This window comes from Brachybacterium paraconglomeratum (genome assembly GCF_039541415.1).
Taxonomy (GTDB): Bacteria; Actinomycetota; Actinomycetes; order Actinomycetales; family Dermabacteraceae; genus Brachybacterium; species Brachybacterium paraconglomeratum_A.
This window is the reverse complement of sequence record NZ_BAABGE010000002.1, coordinates 575,721-596,477: the sequence shown is the minus strand read 5'-3', so window position 1 is coordinate 596,477 and position 20,757 is coordinate 575,721. Positions and strand designations below refer to the sequence as shown.

At 69.0% G+C, this 20,757-nt stretch carries 20 protein-coding genes; 6 read left to right on the top strand and 14 right to left on the bottom strand.

Annotation, left to right across the window (positions count from 1 at the left end; all coding sequences use genetic code 11):
• Positions 1 to 28 precede the first annotated feature (28 nt).
• Positions 29 to 976, bottom strand: a complete 948-nt coding sequence (locus tag ABD893_RS02690) for a carbohydrate ABC transporter permease (protein WP_345075984.1) — start codon at positions 974 to 976, stop codon at positions 29 to 31.
• Positions 970 to 1,962, bottom strand: coding sequence for an ABC transporter permease (locus ABD893_RS02685; protein WP_345075983.1), 993 nt, complete (start codon positions 1,960 to 1,962; stop codon positions 970 to 972). The genes ABD893_RS02690 and ABD893_RS02685 overlap by 7 nt, the downstream gene beginning before the upstream one ends.
• A 391-nt stretch (positions 1,963 to 2,353) precedes the next feature.
• Between ABD893_RS02685 and ABD893_RS02680 the strand changes: the two genes are divergently transcribed.
• The 3 genes from ABD893_RS02680 to ABD893_RS02670 all read left to right on the top strand — a co-directional run bounded on the left by ABD893_RS02680 (position 2,354) and on the right by ABD893_RS02670 (position 5,447).
• Positions 2,354 to 3,052, top strand: coding sequence for a FadR/GntR family transcriptional regulator (locus ABD893_RS02680; protein WP_345075982.1), 699 nt, complete (start codon positions 2,354 to 2,356; stop codon positions 3,050 to 3,052).
• A 541-nt stretch (positions 3,053 to 3,593) separates the two neighbouring features.
• Entirely contained in the window at positions 3,594 to 4,643 is a 1,050-nt protein-coding gene (locus ABD893_RS02675; RefSeq protein ID WP_345075981.1) for an L-idonate 5-dehydrogenase, read from the top strand.
• A 111-nt stretch (positions 4,644 to 4,754) separates the two neighbouring features.
• Positions 4,755 to 5,447, top strand: coding sequence for a FadR/GntR family transcriptional regulator (locus tag ABD893_RS02670; RefSeq protein ID WP_345075980.1), 693 nt, complete (start codon positions 4,755 to 4,757; stop codon positions 5,445 to 5,447).
• 73 nt (positions 5,448 to 5,520) lie between these two features.
• Here the strand turns inward: ABD893_RS02670 and ABD893_RS02665 are convergent, their stop codons facing one another.
• From ABD893_RS02665 to ABD893_RS02645, 5 genes are all read right to left on the bottom strand, one after another.
• The gene (locus tag ABD893_RS02665; RefSeq protein WP_345075979.1) at positions 5,521 to 6,414 is read right to left on the bottom strand and encodes an amidohydrolase family protein; all 894 of its coding nucleotides are present in this window, start codon (positions 6,412 to 6,414) and stop codon (positions 5,521 to 5,523) included.
• A complete protein-coding gene (locus ABD893_RS02660) occupies positions 6,401 to 7,429 on the bottom strand; it encodes an aldo/keto reductase (protein ID WP_345075978.1) in 1,029 nt (342 codons plus the stop codon). Before ABD893_RS02660 ends, ABD893_RS02665 begins: the two co-directional genes overlap by 14 nt.
• Complete coding sequence (locus ABD893_RS02655) at positions 7,426 to 7,764, bottom strand: L-rhamnose mutarotase (protein WP_345075977.1); 339 nt, start codon at positions 7,762 to 7,764, stop codon at positions 7,426 to 7,428. The genes ABD893_RS02660 and ABD893_RS02655 overlap by 4 nt, the downstream gene beginning before the upstream one ends.
• An 81-nt stretch (positions 7,765 to 7,845) precedes the next feature.
• On the bottom strand, positions 7,846 to 9,180 hold the full coding sequence (locus ABD893_RS02650; RefSeq protein WP_345075976.1) for an enolase C-terminal domain-like protein: 1,335 nt from the start codon (positions 9,178 to 9,180) through the stop codon (positions 7,846 to 7,848).
• Positions 9,177 to 10,055: a fumarylacetoacetate hydrolase family protein gene (locus tag ABD893_RS02645; protein WP_345075975.1), complete on the bottom strand. Its 879-nt coding sequence runs from the start codon at positions 10,053 to 10,055 to the stop codon at positions 9,177 to 9,179. The genes ABD893_RS02650 and ABD893_RS02645 overlap by 4 nt, the downstream gene beginning before the upstream one ends.
• 302 nt (positions 10,056 to 10,357) lie before the next feature.
• On the opposite strand from ABD893_RS02645, the gene fucP reads away from it, so the two are divergent.
• Entirely contained in the window at positions 10,358 to 11,704 is a 1,347-nt protein-coding gene (gene fucP, locus ABD893_RS02640; protein ID WP_345075974.1) for an L-fucose:H+ symporter permease, read from the top strand.
• 62 nt (positions 11,705 to 11,766) lie between these two features.
• A complete protein-coding gene (locus ABD893_RS02635; protein WP_345075973.1) occupies positions 11,767 to 12,528 on the top strand; it encodes an SDR family NAD(P)-dependent oxidoreductase in 762 nt (253 codons plus the stop codon).
• 77 nt (positions 12,529 to 12,605) lie between these two features.
• On the opposite strand, the gene ABD893_RS02630 is transcribed toward ABD893_RS02635, so the two are convergent.
• From ABD893_RS02630 to ABD893_RS02605, 6 genes are all read right to left on the bottom strand, one after another.
• The gene (locus ABD893_RS02630) at positions 12,606 to 12,884 is read right to left on the bottom strand and encodes a glycine zipper domain-containing protein (RefSeq protein WP_345075972.1); all 279 of its coding nucleotides are present in this window, start codon (positions 12,882 to 12,884) and stop codon (positions 12,606 to 12,608) included.
• Between the two features lie 35 nt (positions 12,885 to 12,919).
• A complete protein-coding gene (locus ABD893_RS02625; RefSeq protein WP_345075971.1) occupies positions 12,920 to 13,213 on the bottom strand; it encodes a hypothetical protein in 294 nt (97 codons plus the stop codon).
• Positions 13,214 to 13,327: 114 nt separating this feature from the next.
• The gene (locus tag ABD893_RS02620) at positions 13,328 to 14,245 is read right to left on the bottom strand and encodes an NAD(P)-dependent oxidoreductase (RefSeq protein ID WP_345075970.1); all 918 of its coding nucleotides are present in this window, start codon (positions 14,243 to 14,245) and stop codon (positions 13,328 to 13,330) included.
• Positions 14,246 to 14,354: 109 nt separating this feature from the next.
• A complete protein-coding gene (locus tag ABD893_RS02615; RefSeq protein ID WP_345075969.1) occupies positions 14,355 to 15,716 on the bottom strand; it encodes a four-carbon acid sugar kinase family protein in 1,362 nt (453 codons plus the stop codon).
• A gap of 91 nt (positions 15,717 to 15,807) precedes the next feature.
• Complete coding sequence (locus ABD893_RS02610) at positions 15,808 to 17,208, bottom strand: GntP family permease (protein ID WP_345075968.1); 1,401 nt, start codon at positions 17,206 to 17,208, stop codon at positions 15,808 to 15,810.
• Positions 17,209 to 17,372: 164 nt separating this feature from the next.
• The gene (locus tag ABD893_RS02605) at positions 17,373 to 18,344 is read right to left on the bottom strand and encodes a 3-hydroxyacyl-CoA dehydrogenase family protein (protein WP_345075967.1); all 972 of its coding nucleotides are present in this window, start codon (positions 18,342 to 18,344) and stop codon (positions 17,373 to 17,375) included.
• Positions 18,345 to 18,718: 374 nt separating this feature from the next.
• On the opposite strand from ABD893_RS02605, the gene ABD893_RS02600 reads away from it, so the two are divergent.
• A complete protein-coding gene (locus ABD893_RS02600; RefSeq protein ID WP_345075966.1) occupies positions 18,719 to 19,912 on the top strand; it encodes an MFS transporter in 1,194 nt (397 codons plus the stop codon).
• Here the strand turns inward: ABD893_RS02600 and ABD893_RS02595 are convergent, their stop codons facing one another.
• A complete protein-coding gene (locus tag ABD893_RS02595; protein ID WP_345075965.1) occupies positions 19,913 to 20,716 on the bottom strand; it encodes an SDR family NAD(P)-dependent oxidoreductase in 804 nt (267 codons plus the stop codon).
• Positions 20,717 to 20,757: the final 41 nt, after the last annotated feature.

Below are 20,757 nucleotides of genomic sequence, written 5' to 3'. Positions count from 1 at the left end.
TTCGATGAGATGCCGACGGTCGTCGGACTCAACCCTTGACTGCGCCGATCATGATTCCTTTGGAGAAATAGCGGGCGACGAAGGGATAGATCAGCATGATCGGCACCGTCGAGATCACGATCAGCGAGTATTTGAGCAGATCCGCCACCCGCTGGCGCTCTATCTGAACCCCCGCGTCCATTCCCGGACTGCCCTGGTTCAGGATGAGAATGTTCCGCAGGACCAGCTGGAGCGGATAGAGGCCCGGATCGCGGAGATAGAGCAGGGCGTCGAAGTAGGAGTTCCACTGGAAGATCGCGTACATCAGGGCGATCACCGCCAGCAGCGGCTTCGACAGCGGGAGCACGACGGACCAGAGGAATCGCAGATCACTCGCACCGTCGAGCTGGGAGGCCTCGTTCAGCTCGTCCGGGATCGACGAGCGGAAGAACGCCATCGCGATGATCACCTGCCAGACGCCGACGGCCTGCGGCAGGACCAGGGCCCACCGCGTGTCCAGGAGGCCGAGACTCTGCACGACCAGGTAGGTCGGGATGAGCCCGCCCGCGAACAGCATCGTGAAGATGACCGCCAGGATGATTCCGCGGCGACCCCAGAAGTCCAGGCGGGAGAGCGGATAGGCGAGCGCCACCGTCAAGGTCAGGCTGATGGCGGTGCCGCCCACGGTGTACAGGAGCGAGTTCGCGAAGCCGCGGAGGATCGTCGAATCGCCGAGCGTGCGGGAATACCCCTCGAGGGTGAAGCCGACGGGCCAGAACGACACCCTCCCCGCGGACACTGCCAGCGGGTCGCTGAAGGAGCTGGCGAGGATGTTGAGCAGCGGCAGGAGCACCGCGAGCAGGAAAGTGGTGAGCAGGATGTAGACGCCCACCATGAAGACCCGGTCGACGAGCGGGTCCCTGATGTGCACGGGACGCCGCTTGCGGCGTGGCTCTTCCACCTTGGCGATGGATTCCGCAGGGATCGACGTCACCATAGTCCGCTGCCCGTCACTCTCTTGGAGAAGTAATTCACGCTCAGCAGCAGCACGAGGTTGATGACGGCGTTGAAAAGGCCGATGGCTGCCGCCTGGCTGAAGTCCGCATTCAGCAGGCCCACCTTGTACGTATAGGTGGCGATGATCTCGGATTGCGAGAGATTCAGAGAGTTCTGGAAGAGATAGACCTTCTCGAATCCGATCGCCATCACATTCCCGACCCCCAGGATCAGGATGATCATCGCCGTCGGCAGGATCCCAGGGATATCCACATGGCGGATCTTCTGCCAGCGGCTCGCTCCATCGATCCGTGCCGCCTCATACAAGGAGATGTCGATCCCGGCCAGAGCCGCGGTGTAGATCACCGCCGAATACCCCACCGACTGCCACACATCGGTGGCGACGTAGATGTGCCGGAAGAAGTCCGGCTCGCTGAGGAAGTCGATCGACCCCATCCCGAAGAAGGACGTGATTCCGCTGACCGGGCCGAGCCTCGGCGAGAGGAGCAGGATCGTCATCGACACCACGACCACGGTGGAGATGAAGTAGGGCGCGTAGGTGATCATCTGCACGGTCTTGGCGAAGAACCGCACTCGCACCTCATTGAGCGCCAGCGCCAGGATGATCGGCAGCGGAAAGCTCACGATGACCACATAGGTGGAGAGGATGAACGTGTTCTTCACGATCGTCCCGAACATGGGATTCGAGAAGAAGCGCTCGAAGTGCTCGAAGCCCACCCACTCACTCCCCCAGACCCCGGCGATGGGGTTGTAGTCCTTGAACGCGATGACCGCGTTCGCCATGGGGATGTACTTGAAGATCGCGAAGTACGTGAGGGGCACGAGGATCAGCAGGTAGAGCTGCCAGTGCTGACGGAAGCTGCGCTTCGCCGTCCTCCAGCGCTTCGAGCCTCGGTCCTTCTGCGCGGTGCGGGCGGGCGGTGGCGCCTCATCGCTGTCGGGCAGCCCGGTCAGGGTCTGGACCATCTCAGGCCTCCCCGGCGTCGCCGTCGACGCACCTGTCGAGGTCGTCCTCCAGCTGGGTCGTCGCGGTCATCATCGTCCGTTCCACTCCGTATCGGCTACATCACCGGCCCCAGAGTAAAGATCTGATGATTACTCGTCAAGCCCTCTCCCACGAAGATCGGACGGTGGATCGCGGCCCGGGGCTACGACCTGGCTCAATACGGCCATATAGAGCAGAAGCGCTCGTCGCAAGAGGGCCCATAAGGCATGTCGAGCACCAGAAAGAGACACGATCGCCTTCAATCATCTGATCAATGCGCGCCCGTCCGCTGATCACCCCGTGCACCTCCTGCGCCGTCCGCGGGCTCGAAAGCAGAGCCCGGAGCGGTCGCGGGCGGGCTACGATGCGGGGATGCTGAAGCGATCCGATCTCGTCATCGACGGGATCATCGAACTGGTCTCGAGCGGAGACCTGGCCCCTGGCGACCGCCTCCCCATCGAGAAGGAACTCTCCGAGAAGCTGGGGGTGTCGCGCGGGACTCTCCGGGAGGGCGTCCGGGCCCTCTCAGCCATGGGCGTCCTCGAAGTCCGCCAGGGGTCCGGAACCTACGTGACCGCCCTCGACCTCTCGCGGATCCTGGTTCCCGTCACCACGGTGATCGACCTGCAGACGGCGCATCATTCTGCCGACCTCCAGCAGGTCAGGAAGGTGCTCGAGATGGAGTCGGCCTTTCTGGCCGCCACCCGGATGACGGCAGAGCAGCTCGCCGAAGCCGAGGCGATCCTGGCGAGCGTGGAGTCCCTGACCGACGCGCAGGGCTCGCCGACCGCACGCGAGCAGTTCCTCGACGCAGACCTCCGATTCCACAGCCTCATCGCGTCGGCCAGCGGAAATCCCCTCCTCGAATCGCTCCTCACCGCGGTGAGCGGCCGCACCGCCCGCACCAGGCTCTGGCGAGCGGTGCTCCAGGAGAACGTCCAGCAGCACACCCACAACGAGCATCGAGCGATCCTCCGGGCGCTCCAGCGCCGAGATCCCGATGGTGCCCGGCTCTTCATGGGTGCGCACATCCATGCAGTGGCCGACTTCGTCGCCGACCTCGAGACCTGAGCCCACTCCGTTCGCAGGCCGTCGTGACGCAGCGCCGGGGCTCGTCGACGTCGTGCCCGCAGCGACATAAAGGTCTGATGAGTTCTGGACTGCCTCGCCCGCCCGGGATGGCCCGCCAACACCGTTCCGCCCTGCACTGATTACGCTAACCTCTCGATCTATGCAGGCCAGTGCTCATTTGTCTGCCCCTTCTGGCCGCCCGCCCCGTACGTTCGCACCCATGCGCGGCGGGCGTGTTGACAGCTCCTAGGCGCCGACCTACCCTTAATCATCTGACCTTTGGGCGAAGCTCGTGGTTGTTGCGGAGGAGCGGAGGCCCGTACCTCACAGCAGGGCTGGCGCGCTTGGCGAGCTGAATGGCACCGGGGATATTCTCGAACCAGACTGCGAGCCCCGATCCCTGCGAGCTCGATGATCTTCTGCGACATGCGCGTCGCATCGCAAAGGCCTCCGACGCGGTCGAGCGGGGCGACGTGGTGCGGAACCAATTCCGCCGCGCTGGCCCGCGTCCCTCGAAGAAAGCACGATAGGAGAGACAGCAATGCTGGCATGCGTCAAGAGGGCGTCCGGTGAACTCGTCGTCGAGCAGCGCCCGCAGCCGGAGGCCGCCACCGGTGAGGTCGTCATCGATATCGCCTACGGCGGCATCTGCGGCTCCGACCTGCACTACTTCCACGACGGGGCGGCCGGAGAGTTCACGATCACCGAGCCGCTGGTGCTCGGCCACGAAGTCGTCGGCCGCATCGCCGCGCTGGGAGACGGCGTGACGGGGCTGGCGCTCGGACAGTCCGTGGCAGTGCACCCGGCGGAGGTCTGCGGCGAGTGCGCCGCGTGCCAGGAGGGCCAGCCTCATCTGTGCCGTGCCAGCCGCTATCTCGGCTCAGCCGCGCACACCCCGCATATCCAGGGCGGCTTCACCGAGCAGCTCGTGGTGGCCGCCGAACGGGCGTTTCCACTGCCGGCCGGGATGACGCTGCGCCGTGCCGCGCTGGCCGAACCGTTCAGCGTCGCCTATCACGCAGTGCGCCGCGCGGGGGACCTCGCTGGCAAGACGCTGCTGGTCACAGGTGCCGGCCCGATCGGCAGCCTGGCCGTCGCCGCGGCCAAGCAGGCTGGCGCCGGCACGATCATCACCTCCGATCTCACCGACCATGCCCTGGGCCTGGCCGAGCAGATGGGCGCGGACGTCCTGGTGCGCGCGGACCAGACCGAGCCGCACGAGCATCCGGGGCAGATCGACGTCGCCATCGAAGCCTCGGGGACAGCCGCTGGGCTGAACAGCTGCATCCGCGCCGTCCGCCCCGGTGGGCGGATCGTGCAGGTCGGCATCCTGCCGCCCGGCACCACCGCGATCCTCGGCAATGCCCTGGTGAACAAGGAGATCCAGCTGCACGGCTCGTGGCGCTTCCACACCGAGTTCGCCGACGCCATCGCGCTCCTGGCGAGCGACATCGATCCCGAGCCGCTGATCTCCCACGAATTCGACCTGGTCGACGCGGAGCTCGCCTTCCGCACGGCCAGTGACCGCAGCAGCGCCAGCAAGGTCCTGCTGCGGATGAACCCAGAGCCCGCGGACTCATCGGACGTCTGAGCTAGGCTCAAGCCTCCACTGCACATCCTCAGCTCGGAGGCTCCTGATGCCGGCTCCGTCCACGACTCCTGCTCCGGACCGCGTGAGCTCCGCTGCCGGGGGCCGGCGCTGATGGCCTCCACCGTCACCGACCGCGCGATCAGCGCGATCAAGCAGATGGTGGTCGACGGGACGCTGAAGCCCGGCGACCGCCTGCCCACCGAGGCTGAGCTGTCCGAGACGATCGGCGTCTCCCGCAACTCCCTGCGGGAAGCGGTCAAGGCCCTGTCCGTGATCCGGGTGCTCGATGTGCGCCAGGGAGACGGCACCTATGTGACCGCGCTCGAGCCCGAGCAGCTGCTGGAATCCCTCGCCTTCGTGCTCGACCTCCACCAGGACTCCAGCTACGTCGAGATCCTGGAGATCCGACGACTGCTCGAACCCGCCGCGGTCGAGCAGGCCTGCCCGCACCTGACCGATGAGGACTTCGCGCAGCTCGAGCAGACGATGGAGGATCTCGACGCCAGCTCGAGCGTCGAGGCGCTGGTCGCCGCGGATATCACCTTCCACAAGCTGATCAACCGGCGCTGCCCCAACGACTACCTCAGCTCGTTGCTGGACAGCCTCGCCGGCTCCACCGCGAGGGCCCGCGTGTGGCGCGGCCTGACCGACGACTCCTCCGCGGAGCGCACCCTTGCCGAGCATCGGCGGATCCTGGACGCGCTGCGAGCCCGTCGCCCCGACCTCGCCCGCACCTACGCGGCGGCGCATGTGGCCGGGGTCGAATCCTGGCTGCTGCACCAGGGGGAACCGCCGACGGAGTGAGCCGGACGGAGCCCGGAGACCCCGCAGCACGGGAGCACGCGGCATCGCACCGCGGAGCACCTGGCGGGCGCGATCAGGTCGGATCCGCCCCGCCCAGCCGTCGGTAGACCCGCTCCGCGGTCCCGTGCGTGACGGCGCGAACATCGGCCGCTGACCAGGTGCGCACATGCGCGAGCACGCGAGCGAAGCCGCTGCCGAGATCCAGCGGCGTCGGCGCGATCGGCCAGTCCGAGCCGACCATCAGCCGCTCGGCCCCGAACAGCTCCAGCGCGAGGTCCGCTGCCGCGGAGAAGTCCCCGTTCCCGCTGGTGGCGAGCCCGGAGACCTTCGCGACGACGTTCGGGCAGGCGGCGATCGCTGCGAGCTGCGCCTGCCAGCGCTCCATCACCGGGGCATCCCCGAGCGGAGGCTTGCCCAGGTGGTCGAGCACCACGGTGAGTCCGGGATGCCGCTGCGCCACGCGGACCACCTGCGCCATATGGCGCTCGAAGGCGTCGGGGACATCGAGCGGGAGGCCGGCCGCGGCCAGCAGCTCGAGCGACTGCGCGACCTCGGGGAGGTCCAGGAACCCCGGGTCGGGGTCGTCGTGGACCAGATGCCGGATACCGACGAGGTGGTCGGTGCGGCGCGAATCGGCGAGCGCCTCCCGCACCGCGGCAGGGTCTCGCAGCGGCAGCCAGCCCACGACGTCCGCGCGGGCGATGCCTTCCCCGCCCTGCCCGGACTCCGCTGCATGGGCCTCGATCGCGCGGGCGGTGCGTTGGAGGTGGGCGGTGTCCTCGGGGGTGTCGTCGGCCTGGACCAGGATCACCCGGGTGACGCCGAGTTCGCGCAGGCCGGGGCGCACCTGATCGATCTCGACCGTGCGACGCAGCTCGGGGGCGGCGCCGCCGAGCCAGGCGTAGGGGCTCTCGGCGAGGTCCCACAGGTGCAGGTGGGTGTCGGTGACCGGCTCAGCGGGCACCATCGTCGGCCCCTCCGGTGACGGCACCGGGATCGGTCCGCTCCACATCTGCCCAGGCCGCGGCAGGGATCTCGGTGTTCATCCGCTCGGCGTTGGAGTGCACCTGGGCGGCGGTGCGCATCCCCAGCACCACGGAGGCCACGGCCGGATGGCGCAGCGGGTACTGCACGGCCAGGTCCGGGAGGGTGACGCCGTGCTGCTCGGCGATGGTGGCGAGCTCCCGGGCGCGGGCGAGCAGCGCGGCGGGCGCCGGGGCGTACTCGTAGGTGGCGTTCTCGGGGACCTGGTGCTGGGCGAGCAGCCCCGAGTTGAACACGGAGACCGCGACGATCCCCACATCGTGCTGCAGGCATGCGGCGAGCAGCTCCTCGGCGCCGGCCTGTTCGAGCAGGGTGTACCGGCCCGACAGCATCACCAGGTCGATCAGCCCGGTGCGGACGGCGCGCAGCAGCACCGCCACGTCCTTGGAGCCGACGCCGACGGCGCGGACGAGCCCCTCGTCCCGCATGCGGGACAGGGCCGGCAGACCGTCGGTGAAGGCCTGCTCCGTCGGCCCCTCCTCCGGGTCGTGGGCGAACAGGATGTCCACCCGGTCCAGGCCCAGCCGCTCGAGGGACTCGGCGTGCGAGCGGCGCACCCCGGCCTCGGAGAAGTCCCACTGGCGCACGTGGTCATCGGGCACGGCGAAGGCGTTGTCCAGGTCGTCGCCGGTGCCGGGGCCGGGCAGCAGCAGGCGCCCCACCTTGGTGGAGACCAGGTACTCCTCGCGCGGGTAGCCGGCCAGGCGCTGCCCGAGGCGGCGTTCGCTGGTGCCGATCCCGTAGTGGGGTGCGGTGTCGAAGTACCGGATCCCGGCATCCCAGGCAGCGGCGACCGCGCCGTCGGCCTCCTCCTCGGAGGTGACGCGGTAGAGGTTGCCGAGCTGGGCGGCACCGAAGCCGAGCCGCGGCAGCTGGAGCGGTGGGCCGCTCGGTGCCGATCCGTCGGCCGACGGGTGCAGCGGCGGGAGGGCGCTCATGCGTTCCCCGTCCCGGGGGCCTGCGACGGCAAGGACCAGACGGGACGGATCCCGGAGTCCTCGCCGCCGTAGTCGTCGGCCACCTCGAGGTACTGGTTGATGTGCTCCTGCCAGCGGAGGTTCACCGGATCCTCGGCGAGCTGCCGACGCATAGTGCGATAGTCCTCGACCTCGACCAGGTGGAAGATGTCGCGGCCGTCGCGCCAGATCCGCCAGGCGTGCACCCCGGCCGCGCGCAGGGCGGCGTCGAGCCCGCCCGGGATGCGAGCGTGCTCGCGGTCGTAGTCCGCCTCATGCCCTTCGGCGATGCGGGTGTGCAGAGCGATCTGTTCCATGGAAGTGGTGCCTCTCAGTACGCGACGGTAGGGGCGGGAGCTGGCGCGGGCGGGGCTGGGCTGGGCTGGGCTGGGCTGGGGTCAGCGCAGGGCTGGGGCGGGATCTGAAGTCGATGCAGCCTGCTCCCCTGCCCAAACGGGCCCGTCCGGGAAGACGTGCTCGGCGATGGACTGCGCATGCATGCGCGCGCCATTGCCAGGCTGCTCGGGCGGCATGTACGAGCCGTTCTGGATCCGCACCGGCACCTCGAAGTGCTCGTGGAGGTGGTCCACGAATTCGATGCGTCGGCGCTCATCGTCCCCCGCGATCGCGACCGCGTCCAGGAACGCCAGGTGCTGGACCATCTCGCACAGCCCGACGCCCCCGGCATGGGGGCACACCGGCACCCCGAACTTCGCGGCGAGCAGCAGGATCGCGATGTTCTCGTTGACGCCGGCGACGCGGGTGGCGTCGGCCTGCAGCACGTCCAGGCCCTTCGCCTGCAGCAGCTGCTTGAACAGCACCCGGCTCGCGCCCTGCTCGCCGGTGGCGATCCGCACCGGGTGGACGGCCTCGCGGATCGCGGCGTGGGCGAGGATGTCATCGGGGCTGGTGGGCTCCTCGACCCAGTACGGGTCGTGCGGGGCCAGCGCCTGGATCGCGGCGATCGCCTCGGCGGTGCCCCAGCGCTGGTTCGCATCGATCGCGATCGGGAAGCCAGGGCCCATCACCTCGCGAGCGATCCGCATCCGGCGCTCGTCATCGGCGGCGTCGGCCCCGACCTTGAGCTTCACCATCTCGAAGCCGTCCTCGCGGGCCTCGCGCAGCAGTCGGGTGAGCTTCTCATCGCTGTAGCCGAGCCAGCCGGGGGTGGTGGTGTAGGCGGGAACGCCGTGCTCGCGCAGCGCGGCGATCCGCTGCTCCTTGCCCTCGGCGCCGCGGCGCAGGATCGCCAGCGCCTCCTGGCGGGTGAGCGCGTCCTCAAGATAGCGCAGGTCCACCAGGTCCAGCAGCTCCTCGGGGCTGAGCGAGGCGAGGGTGAGCCAGAGCGGGCGCTGCTCGCGCCGGGCCCGCAGGTCCCACAGGGCGTTGACCACGGCGCCGATCGCCATGGTCATCACTCCCTTCTCAGGGCCCAGCCAGCGCAGCTGCGAATCGTGGGTGAGCTCGCGGTACATCCCGCCGAGGTCGGCGAGGACCTCCTCGACGTTCCGGCCCACCAGGTGCGGGGCCAGCACGGCGATCGCGGCGCTCTGGACATCGTTGCCGCGGCCGATGGTGAACACCAGCGCGGTGCCCTCGTCGGGGGCGTCGGTGCGCAGGCTGAGGTAGGCGGCGGAGTAGTCCGGGTCCGGGTTCATCGCGTCCGAGCCGTCGAGGCTGCGGCTGGTGGGGAAGCGGACGTCCTGGACGTCGAGAGCGGTGAAGGTGCTCATCGGGTGGTTCCTTCGCGGGTGGTCGACGAGGCGGGGATGAAGCGGGTGCTCTGCGCGCCGAGGCCGTCGATGCCCACCTCGGCCACGTCTCCGGCCTGCAGGTACGGGAAGCGGCCGGAGAGCGCGACGCCCTGCGGGGTGCCGGTGTTGATGAGGTCCCCGGGCGAGAGCACCATGTACTGCGAGAGGTGCTGGATGATCTGGGCGACGGAGAAGATCATGTCCGCGGTGGAGGAGTCCTGGCGGGGCTCACCGTTCACGGTGGACCACAGCCGCAGCGCCTGCGGGTCAACGTCGCCGGCCGGGATCAGGGCCGGGCCCAGCGGGTTGAAGCCGCGGGAGTTCTTGCCCTTGGACCACTGACCGCCGGACTCGGCCAGCTGGTAGTCCCGTTCGGAGAGGTCGTGGCTGGTGACGTAGCCGGCGATGACGTCGAGCGCGGACTGCTCATCGGGCAGGTAGGCGGCCTCGGCGCCGATGACCACGCCCAGCTCCACCTCCCAGTCGACCTTCTGCGCGCCCGGCGGGATCTCTACCTCGTCATGGGGGCCGACGACGGTGTTGGGGTGCTTGTGGAACAGGATCGGCACCGCCGGCGGCTCGGCCCCGGACTCCGCGGCATGCGCGGCGTAGTTCTGGCCGATGCACAGCACCGCCATCGGCCTCGCGATCGGAGCACCGATCCGCTCGTTCGCAGCACCCTCCCAGACCGGCAGCTCCCCCGCGGCGAGCGCCTCGCGCACCCGAGCGATGCCACCGCTGGCGAGGAACTCGCCGTCGATGTCCCCGGTGAGGGCCTCGAGCCGATAGGTCACCCCCTCGGAGACGACAGCCGGCTTCTCCTGGCCCACCGGGCCGAGACGTCGCAGTTCCACGGACACTCCATTCGAGATCGGGCGCTGATGGGTTCGCTGCCGACGAGAGCCCGAGCCTCGTCGATCCACCCAATCATCCTATCTCTTCAGGTGCGGAAGCAACCCCTACGAAGCTTTGACTCCACCCCGAACGTCGGGCCCCGGCGCAGATAAAGCCGAAGCACGTGGAGTCATACGCCTGCAGGGACCCGACTTGCCCCGACCCACGGCCCTGGATAGTCTGCGTCACGCTACCCCAATCATCGGGCCAATACTGATGTGCCCGTGATCCACTCGATGAAGAGCACTACGAGGAGCAGCTTGTGAAGTCGTCACCCACCCTGGTCGCTGAGCCGACCGAATCGGCGGGCCGGGAGCGCACCTTCCTGCACCGCGGCATGCGCCTGCCGTTCATCCTGATCGTCACCTGCTTCGCAGCATGGGGCGTGCTCAACAACATGACCGACCCCCTGGTCTCGGTCTTCAGCTCCGTGTTCTCCATGGGCGCGTTCCAGTCCTCACTGGTGCAGTTCGCCTTCTACGGGGCCTACTGCGTCCTTGCGATACCGGCCGCCTGGATCAACTCCCGCCTCGGCTACAAGGGCGGGGTGCTGATCGGCCTGCTGATGGCATCGTTCGGCGGATTCCTCTTCCTCCCGGCATCGCAGATCATGACCTACTCGATGTTCCTGGTCGCTCTGTTCACGCTGGCGGCCGGCCTGTCCATCCTCGAGACGTCCGCCAACCCCTACGTGATGGCCATGGGTCCGCAGGCCACCGCCACTCGTCGGCTGAACTTCGCCCAGGCGTTCAACCCAGTGGGGTCGAACCTCGGAGTGCTGCTGGCCGCGATCTTCATCCTCCCCCGCGTGAACCCCTCCACCGCCGAGGAGCGCGCCGCTCTCCCCCAGGCCGAGCTGGAGGCCGTCCGCTCGGGCGAGCTGCAGGCGGTGATGGGTCCGTACATCAGCCTGGCAGTGGTCCTGGCGATCATTGCGATCGCCATCGCTGTGGTCCGCGTCCCCAAGAATCCGTCCCTGATGGCAGACGCCAAGAGCACCCAGAAGCAGCTGCCCGGCTCCCGGCTGCTGCGCCTGCTGAGGAATCGGCGCTATTCCTTCGGAGTCGTCGCCCAGTTCTTCAACATCGCCGCGCAGACCTGCATCTGGACCTTCACCCTGCACTACATGATGGAGACGCTCGGGGTGAACGACACCCAGGCGGGATACTGGCTGCAGGCCTCCTTGGTCGTCTTCCTGATCTCGCGCTTCGTGATGGTCGGCCTGATGGGCCGATTCGATGCCCGCAAGCTGATGGTCCTGATGTGCGTGCTCGGCACGGTGCTCTCCGTGCTGGCGGTCGTCACCGGAAATGTCGTCGGTGCGGTCGCGATCGTCCTGCTCAGCGCGTGCATCTCGCTGCTGTTCCCCACCATCTACGGCATCGCGCTGGAAGGGCTGGGACAGGACACGAAGTACGGCGCCGCCGGCCTGATCATGGCGATCGTCGGAGGAGCGCTCATGCCGCTGCTCCACGGCTGGGTGATCGACATCAGCTCCGCGCAGGTCAGCTACCTCGTGGTGACCTTCTGCTTCCTCGTCGTCGCGGCCTACGGGATCTATGTCCTCCGCACACCGAGGCCCGCCCCGGTGAGCGAGGACGCTGCCTGACGTCCTCGCGGACGCCGCCCCACCACCCTGCAAGACCACAGATTCGACGAGGAGAACACCCCATGACCGCAGTGCTGGATCCTGAATTCGCCGGCCTCAAGGCCCTGGTCACCGGAGGCGGTGCGGGAATCGGCGCCGCCACTATCAGAGCTCTCCAGGCCCGCGGCGCGAGCACCGCCGCCCTCGACCTGGATCCCTCCGGTGCTCCGGAGGGCGCTCTGCAGATCCAGGTGGACGTCACCGATTCTGCCGCCGTCACGGCGGCCGTGGACCGGGCCGCCGCTGAGCTCGGCGGGATCGACATCGTCATCAACAACGCCGGCATCGGCGCCCAGGGCCAGGTCGATGCGAATGATGACGCCGAATGGGCGCGCGTGCTCGACGTCAACGTCATCTCGGTGGCGCGTGTGACAGCCGCCGCGCTCCCTCACCTGCGCCGCTCCACGGCTGCTGTCGTGGTCAACACCGCTTCCATCGCCTCGATGCTGGGGCTGCCCGAGCGGGTCCTGTACTCCGCCTCGAAGGGTGCCGTGCAGTCGATGACCCTGGCGATGGCAGCAGACTGGGTGGGCGAGGGCATCCGCGTGAACGCCGTGGTGCCCGGCACCGCGAACACCCCCTGGATCGGTCGCCTGCTCGAGAAGGCCGACGACCCTGACGCCGAGCGCGCCGCCCTCAACGCCCGCCAGCCGCACGGCCGCATGGTCGAGCCCGAGGAGGTCGCCGAGGCGCACTGCTATCTCGCCTCACCGCGCAACCGCTCCACGACCGGAGTCCTGCTGCCGATCGACGGCGGGATGACGAGCCTGCGCACCCGCAGCTGAGCTGCAGGTGCTCAGGGCTCGGTCGGCGGGCGGAGCACGGCTGCTCGCCTCATCGCCAGGGTGTCGCTCGTGGTCTGTCAGTGCTGCTCGGGCGGCTCGGGATCATCGTCTTCCGGCTGTCGCGCAGCTGATGCAGACAGGAGGAGGCCTGCCGTCACGCCGACTGCGATGCCCAGGCCGATGCCGATCGGCATCCCGAACACGAAGTTCTCGAAGAGGAACTGACCGATGACGAGGCCGACGCCGGCCCCGAAGCTCAGTCCCAGAGCGATCCCCAGACCGATGTATCTGAGCCGCCTCTCCTCCGGGGTCTCCGGGGTGGGCGCCCCGGAGGTCTCGTCGTCCTGATCCTGCATCGTCTGACCCTCTTTCGCGCGGTGGATCCTTGCCGTCACAGATCGGTAGGCAGGTGGTTCTCCTCTGCCCGGCGCACGATCTCCCGGTCGTTCGCATCTGCTCGGCGTGTTCCGATCGCTGCGCCGACCGCGATCCCGACACCGAGCCCGATTGCCCCTCCATACGCGAAGTCTCCCGGCAGGGCCATGCCGAGGAGCTGGCCGACCGCGCCGAAGAACGCCACGCCCAGGATGATCCAGAGGGTGAGGATCCCGCCTCGGCTCGCCGGCCCTGCCGAGCGCTGCTCGATTCCCTCGCGGTGCTCCTGGTGATGATTCGGCGTCGTCATAGCTCGCTCCTCAGGTCTGGGACCTCCATGTGATCAGAGTCAGCCGTGACGGGACACCGACTTTCGTCGAGCCTGGCCTCGAGGGCAAGAGCCGTCGGATCCTGCGCAGCGCTGTCAGTCGGTACGGCCGCGCAGCACCTCGTACACGATCGAGTCGTCGCGGCGATCCCAGCCCAGCTCGCTGCCGCGCTGGTAGATCTGCTGGGCCGAAGCTGCGAGCGGCACCTCCTGGCCGACCTCCGCGGCGGCCTCGGCGACCAGGCCCATGTCCTTGACGAAGATCGTCAGCGCGGAGCGGACGTCGTCGAAGGCGCCGTCGACCATGCGCTGGCCGCGGTCCCCGAACATGAAGGACGCCGCGGCGCCGGTGCCGAGGACCTCATGGACCTGCTTCAGGTCCAGTCCCATCGAATCGGCGAGCGCGAGCGCTTCGCCGGCCGCAGCGATGTGCACGCCGCACAGCAGCTGGTTGACGATCTTGAACCGCTGGCCATCGCCCGGCTTCGCACCCACCACCGGGGCGTTCGCGGCGAGAGCATCGAGCAAGGGGCGCACCGCGGCGACGTCGGCGTCGGCGCCGCCCACCATCACCAGCAGGTCGCCGGTCGCGGCGCGGGCGGCGCCGCCGGAGACCGGGGCGTCGACCACGTGGGCGGTGATGCCCTCGAGCGTCGTGAGGGTCTGCTCGATCGCGGCGGGGCCGACGGTCGACATGATCAGCAGCGTCGTCGCATCGGTGAGGACGCTGGCGATGCCGCCCTCACCGGTGAGCACGGAGTCCAGCTGGGCGGGGGTCGCGACCATGACCACCACGACGTCCGCGCCCTGCGCCGCTTCGCGGGCGGAGGCGGCGGGGGTCGCGACGTCGGCCACGGCCTCCCGGGCGGCGGGGTTCAGGTCGAAGGCGGTGACGGGGAACCCGGCCTCGGCGGCAGTGCGGGCCATCGGGGTGCCGATGGCGCCGAGCCCGATCCAGGCGACGGAGCTATAGGTGGCAGGGGCAGAGGTGGACTCGGCGTTCGCGGTGGTCATGGAGTGCTCCTCGGAGAGGGAATGGCGGAACGAGGGTGATGCTGGGTGATGCTGGGTGACGCCGTGCGAGGTCGGACTCGGTGGGCGGGGTGGGGTGATGGCCGACGGGTCAGCGGGCCGCGACGGCGGCGGTCAGGGTGTCGACGACGTCGGCGAGGGCCTGCGCCCCGCCGACGTTGCCGGGGAAGACGACATACGGCATGCCGAGGACCTCCTCGGGGGCTTCCTCGGCGGCGAAGAGGGAGACCTGCCCGGCCCAGAACTGGCCTTCCACCCGGGCGCGGCGGATCCCGAGGCCGCTCGCGGCGACCTCATGGGAGGTGATGCCGCCCTTGGCGACGACCCAGGCGGGCCGCGCGGTGCGGACCCGCTGGACGATCTCGACCACCGCGGCCGAGACGCTGCGGGCGATCGCGAGGGACTTGGCCGGGTCGTCGGTGCGCACCAGGTCACGGCTGGTGTAGAGCACGCAGTCGCTGCGGGTGAGCGCCTCGCGCACCGTCTGGGCGAGCTCGGTGAGGTGCTGCTCGCGGCGCTCGTCGAGCACGGCGGGGACGTCGATCTCGACCTCGGTGAGGGTGCCGCGCTCCTGCACGGCGCGCAGCTGGGTGGTGGTCAGGCCCACGTGGGAGCCGACGACGACCAGGCCGTGGTCCAGCCGCCCCGCTGGGATGGCGATCGCGTCCGCGTCGACCACACGGGCTCCGGTCTGGCCGGTGAGCGGGCGCACGAAGGACGGTGCGCAGCGGGTGACGTAGGTGCGGCCCTCGGCCTCGAGCGCAGCGATCGCCTCCGCGACGACCTCCATGTCGGAGTACTCAGTCGCGTTGACGACCACCCAGGCGCGTTCTCTGGCGCCGGCGAGGATCTCGCGCACCCGGGCGGGGCCACCGGTGCGGATGTCCTCGAGCGAGATGCTGAGCACGGCAGCCGCGTCGATCGCGCCGCCGGAGCGCTCGGCGAGGAACTCGCGCAGGTTCGAGTGGGTGAACCCGAAGGTGGCGTCGCGGGCGAAGTCGGTCTGGGCGACCTCGACCGCCTGCCCGTCGACCGTGGCGTAGTGGATGTCGCCCTCGGTGAAGCGGCCGGCCTCGATCATCGCCGGGCACAGCACGAAGGCGTCGACCTGCACCCCATGGGCGGCGAGCTCGTCCGCGATCGCGACGGGTTCGGCGATCACGTGCCCGCGCAGGGTCGAGTCCGAGCGGGAGACGACATGGAGCCCGCTCGCCGGGATCCCGCCGTCGAGCACTCCCCCGATGATCCGGCGGTTCATCTCCGTCGCCGCCGTCTCGTCCAGGGCGCGGGTATTGGTCAGCACGAAGCAGGCGGACCCGGGCTCGGCGAGCACGTGGACCGGGATCGCCGGGTCCTCGTCGAAGGCGACATCGATGCCGGCTACGCACTGCGAACCGGTGGGGTCATCGTCGAGGATCAGCAGGCGGCGGGTGGAGGACGCGGTGACGGTCACGAGGGCCTTCTTCCGAGGTGCAGGAGCGGAACGGGAACGGGTGAGGGCCGATGCGACTGCTCGCACCGGCCCTCACTCTGTCAGACGCAGATCAGGCGAAGATGACGAACACCACCGCCGACAGCGCGAAGGCGACGAGCGAGATGGTCGTGCCCACGACGGACCAGGTCTTGAACGTGGTCACCGTGTCGAAGCCGCAGAACTTGCCGATCAGCCAGAAGCCGGAGTCGTTCACGTGCGACCAGCCGATCGAGGCGGCACCGATCGCGATGACCATGGCGGCCACGCCGACCGCGCTGAAGTCGCCGCCCGCGAGAGCCGGAGCCATGATCGCGGCGCCGGTGGTGGCGGCCACGGTGGCTGAGCCCTGGGCGATGCGCATGGCCATGGTCACGAGGTAAGCGGAGAGGATGAGCGGAAGACCCATCGCATCCAGGCCGTTCGCGATCTCGGTGCCGATGCCGGTCTCGGTGAGGATACGGCCGAAGGCGCCGCCCGCACCGGTGATCAGGATGATTGAGCAGACGGGGGCGAGCGCGTCGTCCACCAGCTCCTCGAGCAGCCCGCCGACCTTCTCGCCGCGGCGGCGCCGCGGGATCACGTACAGCAGCAGCATCGCAGCCAGCGCGGACAGCGCCATGGCGACCGGGGTCGCCCCGATGAGGCGGGAGAACTGGAAGAAGACGTTGTCGGCGCCTACCGTGCCGGACTTCTCCAGGGTGGACATGCCGGTGTTGAAGAAGATCAGCACCAGCGGCATGAGCAGCACCACGAGGATCGATGCGAAGGCGGGCCGCTCTGCCTTCGGGACGTCGCGCGGCGTGCCGAGCAGCGCCGGCACGGGAGTGTTCGGGAACCGCTTGGCGATGGCGATAGCGACCAGGTAGCCACCGAAGTACCAGGTGGGGAGGCCGATGAGGAGCCCGATGACGATCACGAGGCCGACGTCCACACCCATGACGGTGGCGGCGGCGGTGGGGCCCGGGTGCGGGGGCAGCAGGGCGTGCATCATCATGAATGACGCGATCGAGGGCAGCACGTAGAGCATGAACGAGCCGCCGAGACGGCGGGCCACGGTGTAGATCACCGGGAGCATGACGATGAAGCCGGCGTCCAGGAAGATCGGGAACGCGTAGAACAGCGAGGCGACGGCGAGTGCGAGCGGGGCCCGCTTCTCCCCGAAGGTGTCGAGCATCTTGTCGGCGAGCACCTGGGCGCCGCCGGTGATCTCGATGAGTCTGCCCAGTACGGCGCCGAAGCCGACGAGGAGGGCGACCGTGCCGACGGTCGTGCTGAATCCGGCGACGACGACGCTGATGACGTCGCCGACTCCGATCCCCGCAGCGAGGCCGGTGGCCACCGCGACGATCAGCAGGGAGAAGAAGGCATGCAGGCGGGCCTTGATGATGAGGACGAGCAGGATGACGATCGCAACCACCGCGATCGTCAGGAGCAGCCAGACTGGCCGATCCGCGAGGACGAGTTCTTCCACGAGAGGTATCTCCTGAGGACTGGCGGACGCGCTCCGTCGGGAGCCTCGAGCAACAACGCTCGGGACCCGGGTTCGTGCACGGGTCCCGAGCGTTCAGCACGGTTCCCGGGCGACGATGCCCGGCCGACGGGCTATGCCCGCGGGGTATGAGGGTGGGGTAAGGGTCAGTCGTTCTTCGGGGTGGCCTTGGGGGCCGGGCCGAGCTCCGCGAGGAGCTGGGACATCTTGGCGTAGGCCTTGTTGCGGTAGGCGACCAGCTCCGCGGCGGTGGCCTCGTCGTAATCGCCGAGCAGGCCCTTGCCGTTCTTGACACCCTTGCGGTCCGCAGCGACGGCGTCGGCGAGGATCTTGGGGGTGGACAGGCGGTCACCGAAGGCGTTCTCGAAGGTGACGAAGGAGTTCGCGTAGACGTCCGCGCCGGCCTGGTCGACGATCGCGAAGGGGCCGAAGAAGCCCAGGCGGAAGCCGAAGGTGGTGCGCACGATGGTGTCGACGTCCTCCGCGGTGGCGACGCCCTCCTCGACGACGGAGGTGGCCTCCTTCAGCAGCGCGTACTGCAGGCGGTTCAGGACCATGCCGGGGGTGTCCGCGACCTGGGCGCCCTGGTTGCCCGACTTCTCGAGAAGCACCTTGACGGCCTCGACGGTCTCCGGGGTGGTGGCCTGACCGGCGACCAGCTCGACGCCCGGAATGAAGGGGGCAGGGTTGGAGAAGTGGACGGTGAGGAACCGCTCGGGGTGCTTCACCGCGCTCTCGAGCTCCTTGACCGGGATGGTCGAGGTGTTGGTGCCGATGATCGCGTCGGGGCGGGCGTGCTCGGAGATCTTCCCGAGCACCTCGCGCTTGACGTCGATCCGCTCGAACACCGCTTCCTCGATGAAGTCGACGTCAGCGACGGCTTCTTCGATGGTCTTGCCGGCGGAGATGTTCTTGGCGACGAGGTCGGCGGAGCCGGGGGCGTAGAGGCCCTGCTCCTCGAAGTCGCGGGCTTCCTTCTGGAGGCGCTCGAGGGACTTGTTGGCGACCTCGACGTCGACATCAGCGATGGTCACGGTGAAGCCGGCCATGGCGAGAACCTGGGCGATGCCGCCGCCCATGTAGCCGGCGCCGACGATCGTCACGGTGGAAATGGTCATCTGGGGGGACTCCTTCGTCAGTGAGGGCGTCGCTGCGAAGGTCGACGCCATTGCCCTCACGCCGGACGCGGCGCAAGAAGCCGCGGAGAACCGACGCTGTGGAACTCATTCGCCGCGATCCTATTGGATATTTGCGAGAAGCGGAACCCCTCCTCGACCAACTCGCCGCGTGCGGGGTGCGGCAATGGTCGGAGAAGAGGGTGGGGACACGCTTTCGCGAGCCGTTTTGACCTTCCGCTGCGGCGCGTAGATCCTATAGGTATGAAGGGCTTCGGGCCGACGGCCATGACTGCCTTCCCCGACTCCCCTGAAATGGTGCAGACATCCCTCTGAGCTCCGCCCGCTCCCCTCGCCACCTGGCACCTGCCCACCTGGTGTGGGCCGTCGGCGTCTTCGCCTACCTCTGCGCCGTCTCCGCACGCGCCTCCTTCGGGGTGGCCAGCGTCGAGGCGTCGGCGCGCTTCGATGTCGACGGGGCGATGCTGAGCCTCTTCGGGGTGGTGCAGCTGGGCACCTATGCCGCCGCACAGATCCCTGCCGGGCTGCTGCTGGACCGCCTCGGACCGCGCCGCATGCTGGTGCTGGGGGCGCTGACGATGGCGGCCGGGCAGGTGCTGCTCGCCTTCTCCACCGACGTCCCCGCAGCGCTCGCGGCCCGCCTGCTGACCGGCGTGGGCGATGCAGCCACGCTGATCAGCGTGGTGCGGCTGATCGCCTCCTGGTTCCGCAGCTGGCAGGTGCCGGTGTTCACCCAGCTGACCACGATGATCGGGCAGTTCGGTCAGGCCGTCGCCGCGGTGCCCTTCCTGGCGCTGCTGCTGGGCGCCGGGTGGCGAGTCGCCTGGGGGTCGCTGGCCTTCCTGCTGCTGCTGAGCGTGCTGCTCGTGCTCGCCGTCGTCCGCGACGCGCCGCCTACGGAGCCGGGCGCCGCCCCTGTTCCTGCACCCCGCGCCGGGCAGGTGCTGCGGGACGTGTTCACCTCTCGCCCTGCCTGGTCCGGGTTCTTCGTTCACTGGATGACGCTGATGACGGTGAACTCGTTCCTGTTCATGTGGGGCGTGCCCTATATGACCGCCCTCGGCATCGGCGCCGCCGAGGTCGGCGCTCTGCTGACCCTCAACGTGGTGATCATGGTGGCGCTGGGCCCGCTGATCGGCGTGGCTACCGGGCGCTTCCCCCGCCACCGCGCACGGCTGGGCTGGATCGCCGGCACGATCCTCACCGTGACCTGGTCGCTCACGCTGCTGATCCCCACCCAGCTCTCGGCCTGGCAGCTGCTGCCGCTGCTCACGGCGATGGCAATCGGCTCGGCCACCTGCTCCGTCGGCTTCGACCTGGCCCGCACCGGGGTGCCGCATCGCGCGATCGGCACCGCGACCGGGATGGTCAACATCGGCGGGTTCTCCGCCTCGCTGCTCTCCGTGCTGCTGATCGGGATCGTGCTGGACCTGCGCACCGGCGGCGCTGCGGCGACCCTGGTCGACTACCGGGTGGCCATGGCCTCGCAGCTGGTCCTGATGATCCCTGCCGGGATCGGGCTGTGGATGACCACCCGGGATCAGCCATGATCAGTGCATGTGCTTGCCGCCGTCGACGTTGATCGAGGTGCCGCTCACGAAGGAGGAATCCTCGCTGACCAGGAAGTTGATCAGGCCGGCGACCTCCTCCGGCTGGCCCACCCGCTGGAGCGGGATGTTGGCCGACATCGAGTCCTTGCGGTCCTCCGTGAGGGTGCCGCCCATGATGTCGGTGTCGATCGGCCCCGGCAGGATCACGTTGGCGGTGATGCCGTGGACACCCAGCTCGCGGGCGGCGCCACGGGTCAGGCCCTGCACGGCAGCCTTCGCAGCGGCGTAGCCGGTCTTGGAGAAGGTGCCGCCGCCGTCGAGCGCAGTGATCGAGGACGTGTTCACGATCCGCCCGCCCACACCGCCGTCGATCATGCGCCGTGCCGCAGCCTGCATCATCAGCAGGGTGCCCTTGCCGTTGACGTTCATGACCCGATCCCAGATCTCCGAGGTGATCTCGAGGATCGAATGGGGGCTGGGGATCCCCGCAAGGTTGACCAGCGCCACCAGCTGAGGCAGCTCGGCATCGACCCGCGCGAAGGCCGCATCGACCGAGACCTGATCGCTGATGTCCACACCGATCCCGATCACCGTCAGGCCGGACTCGGCGGGGATCTCAGCGTTCAGCTCCGCGGCGAACTCCTCGACGGCCGCGCCGTCGATATCCGCAGCGGCCACGTTCCAGCCCTCGGCGACGAGCTTGCGCACGACGCGTCGGCCGATGCCGCGGGGAGCACCCGCGCCGGTCACCACCGCGGTGCGCTGGGCGGGGAAGGGCTGGATGGTCTTGGTCTCGACAGTCATCGGTGACTCTCTTTCAGGCGGGGGGGGGGGGGAACGGCGGG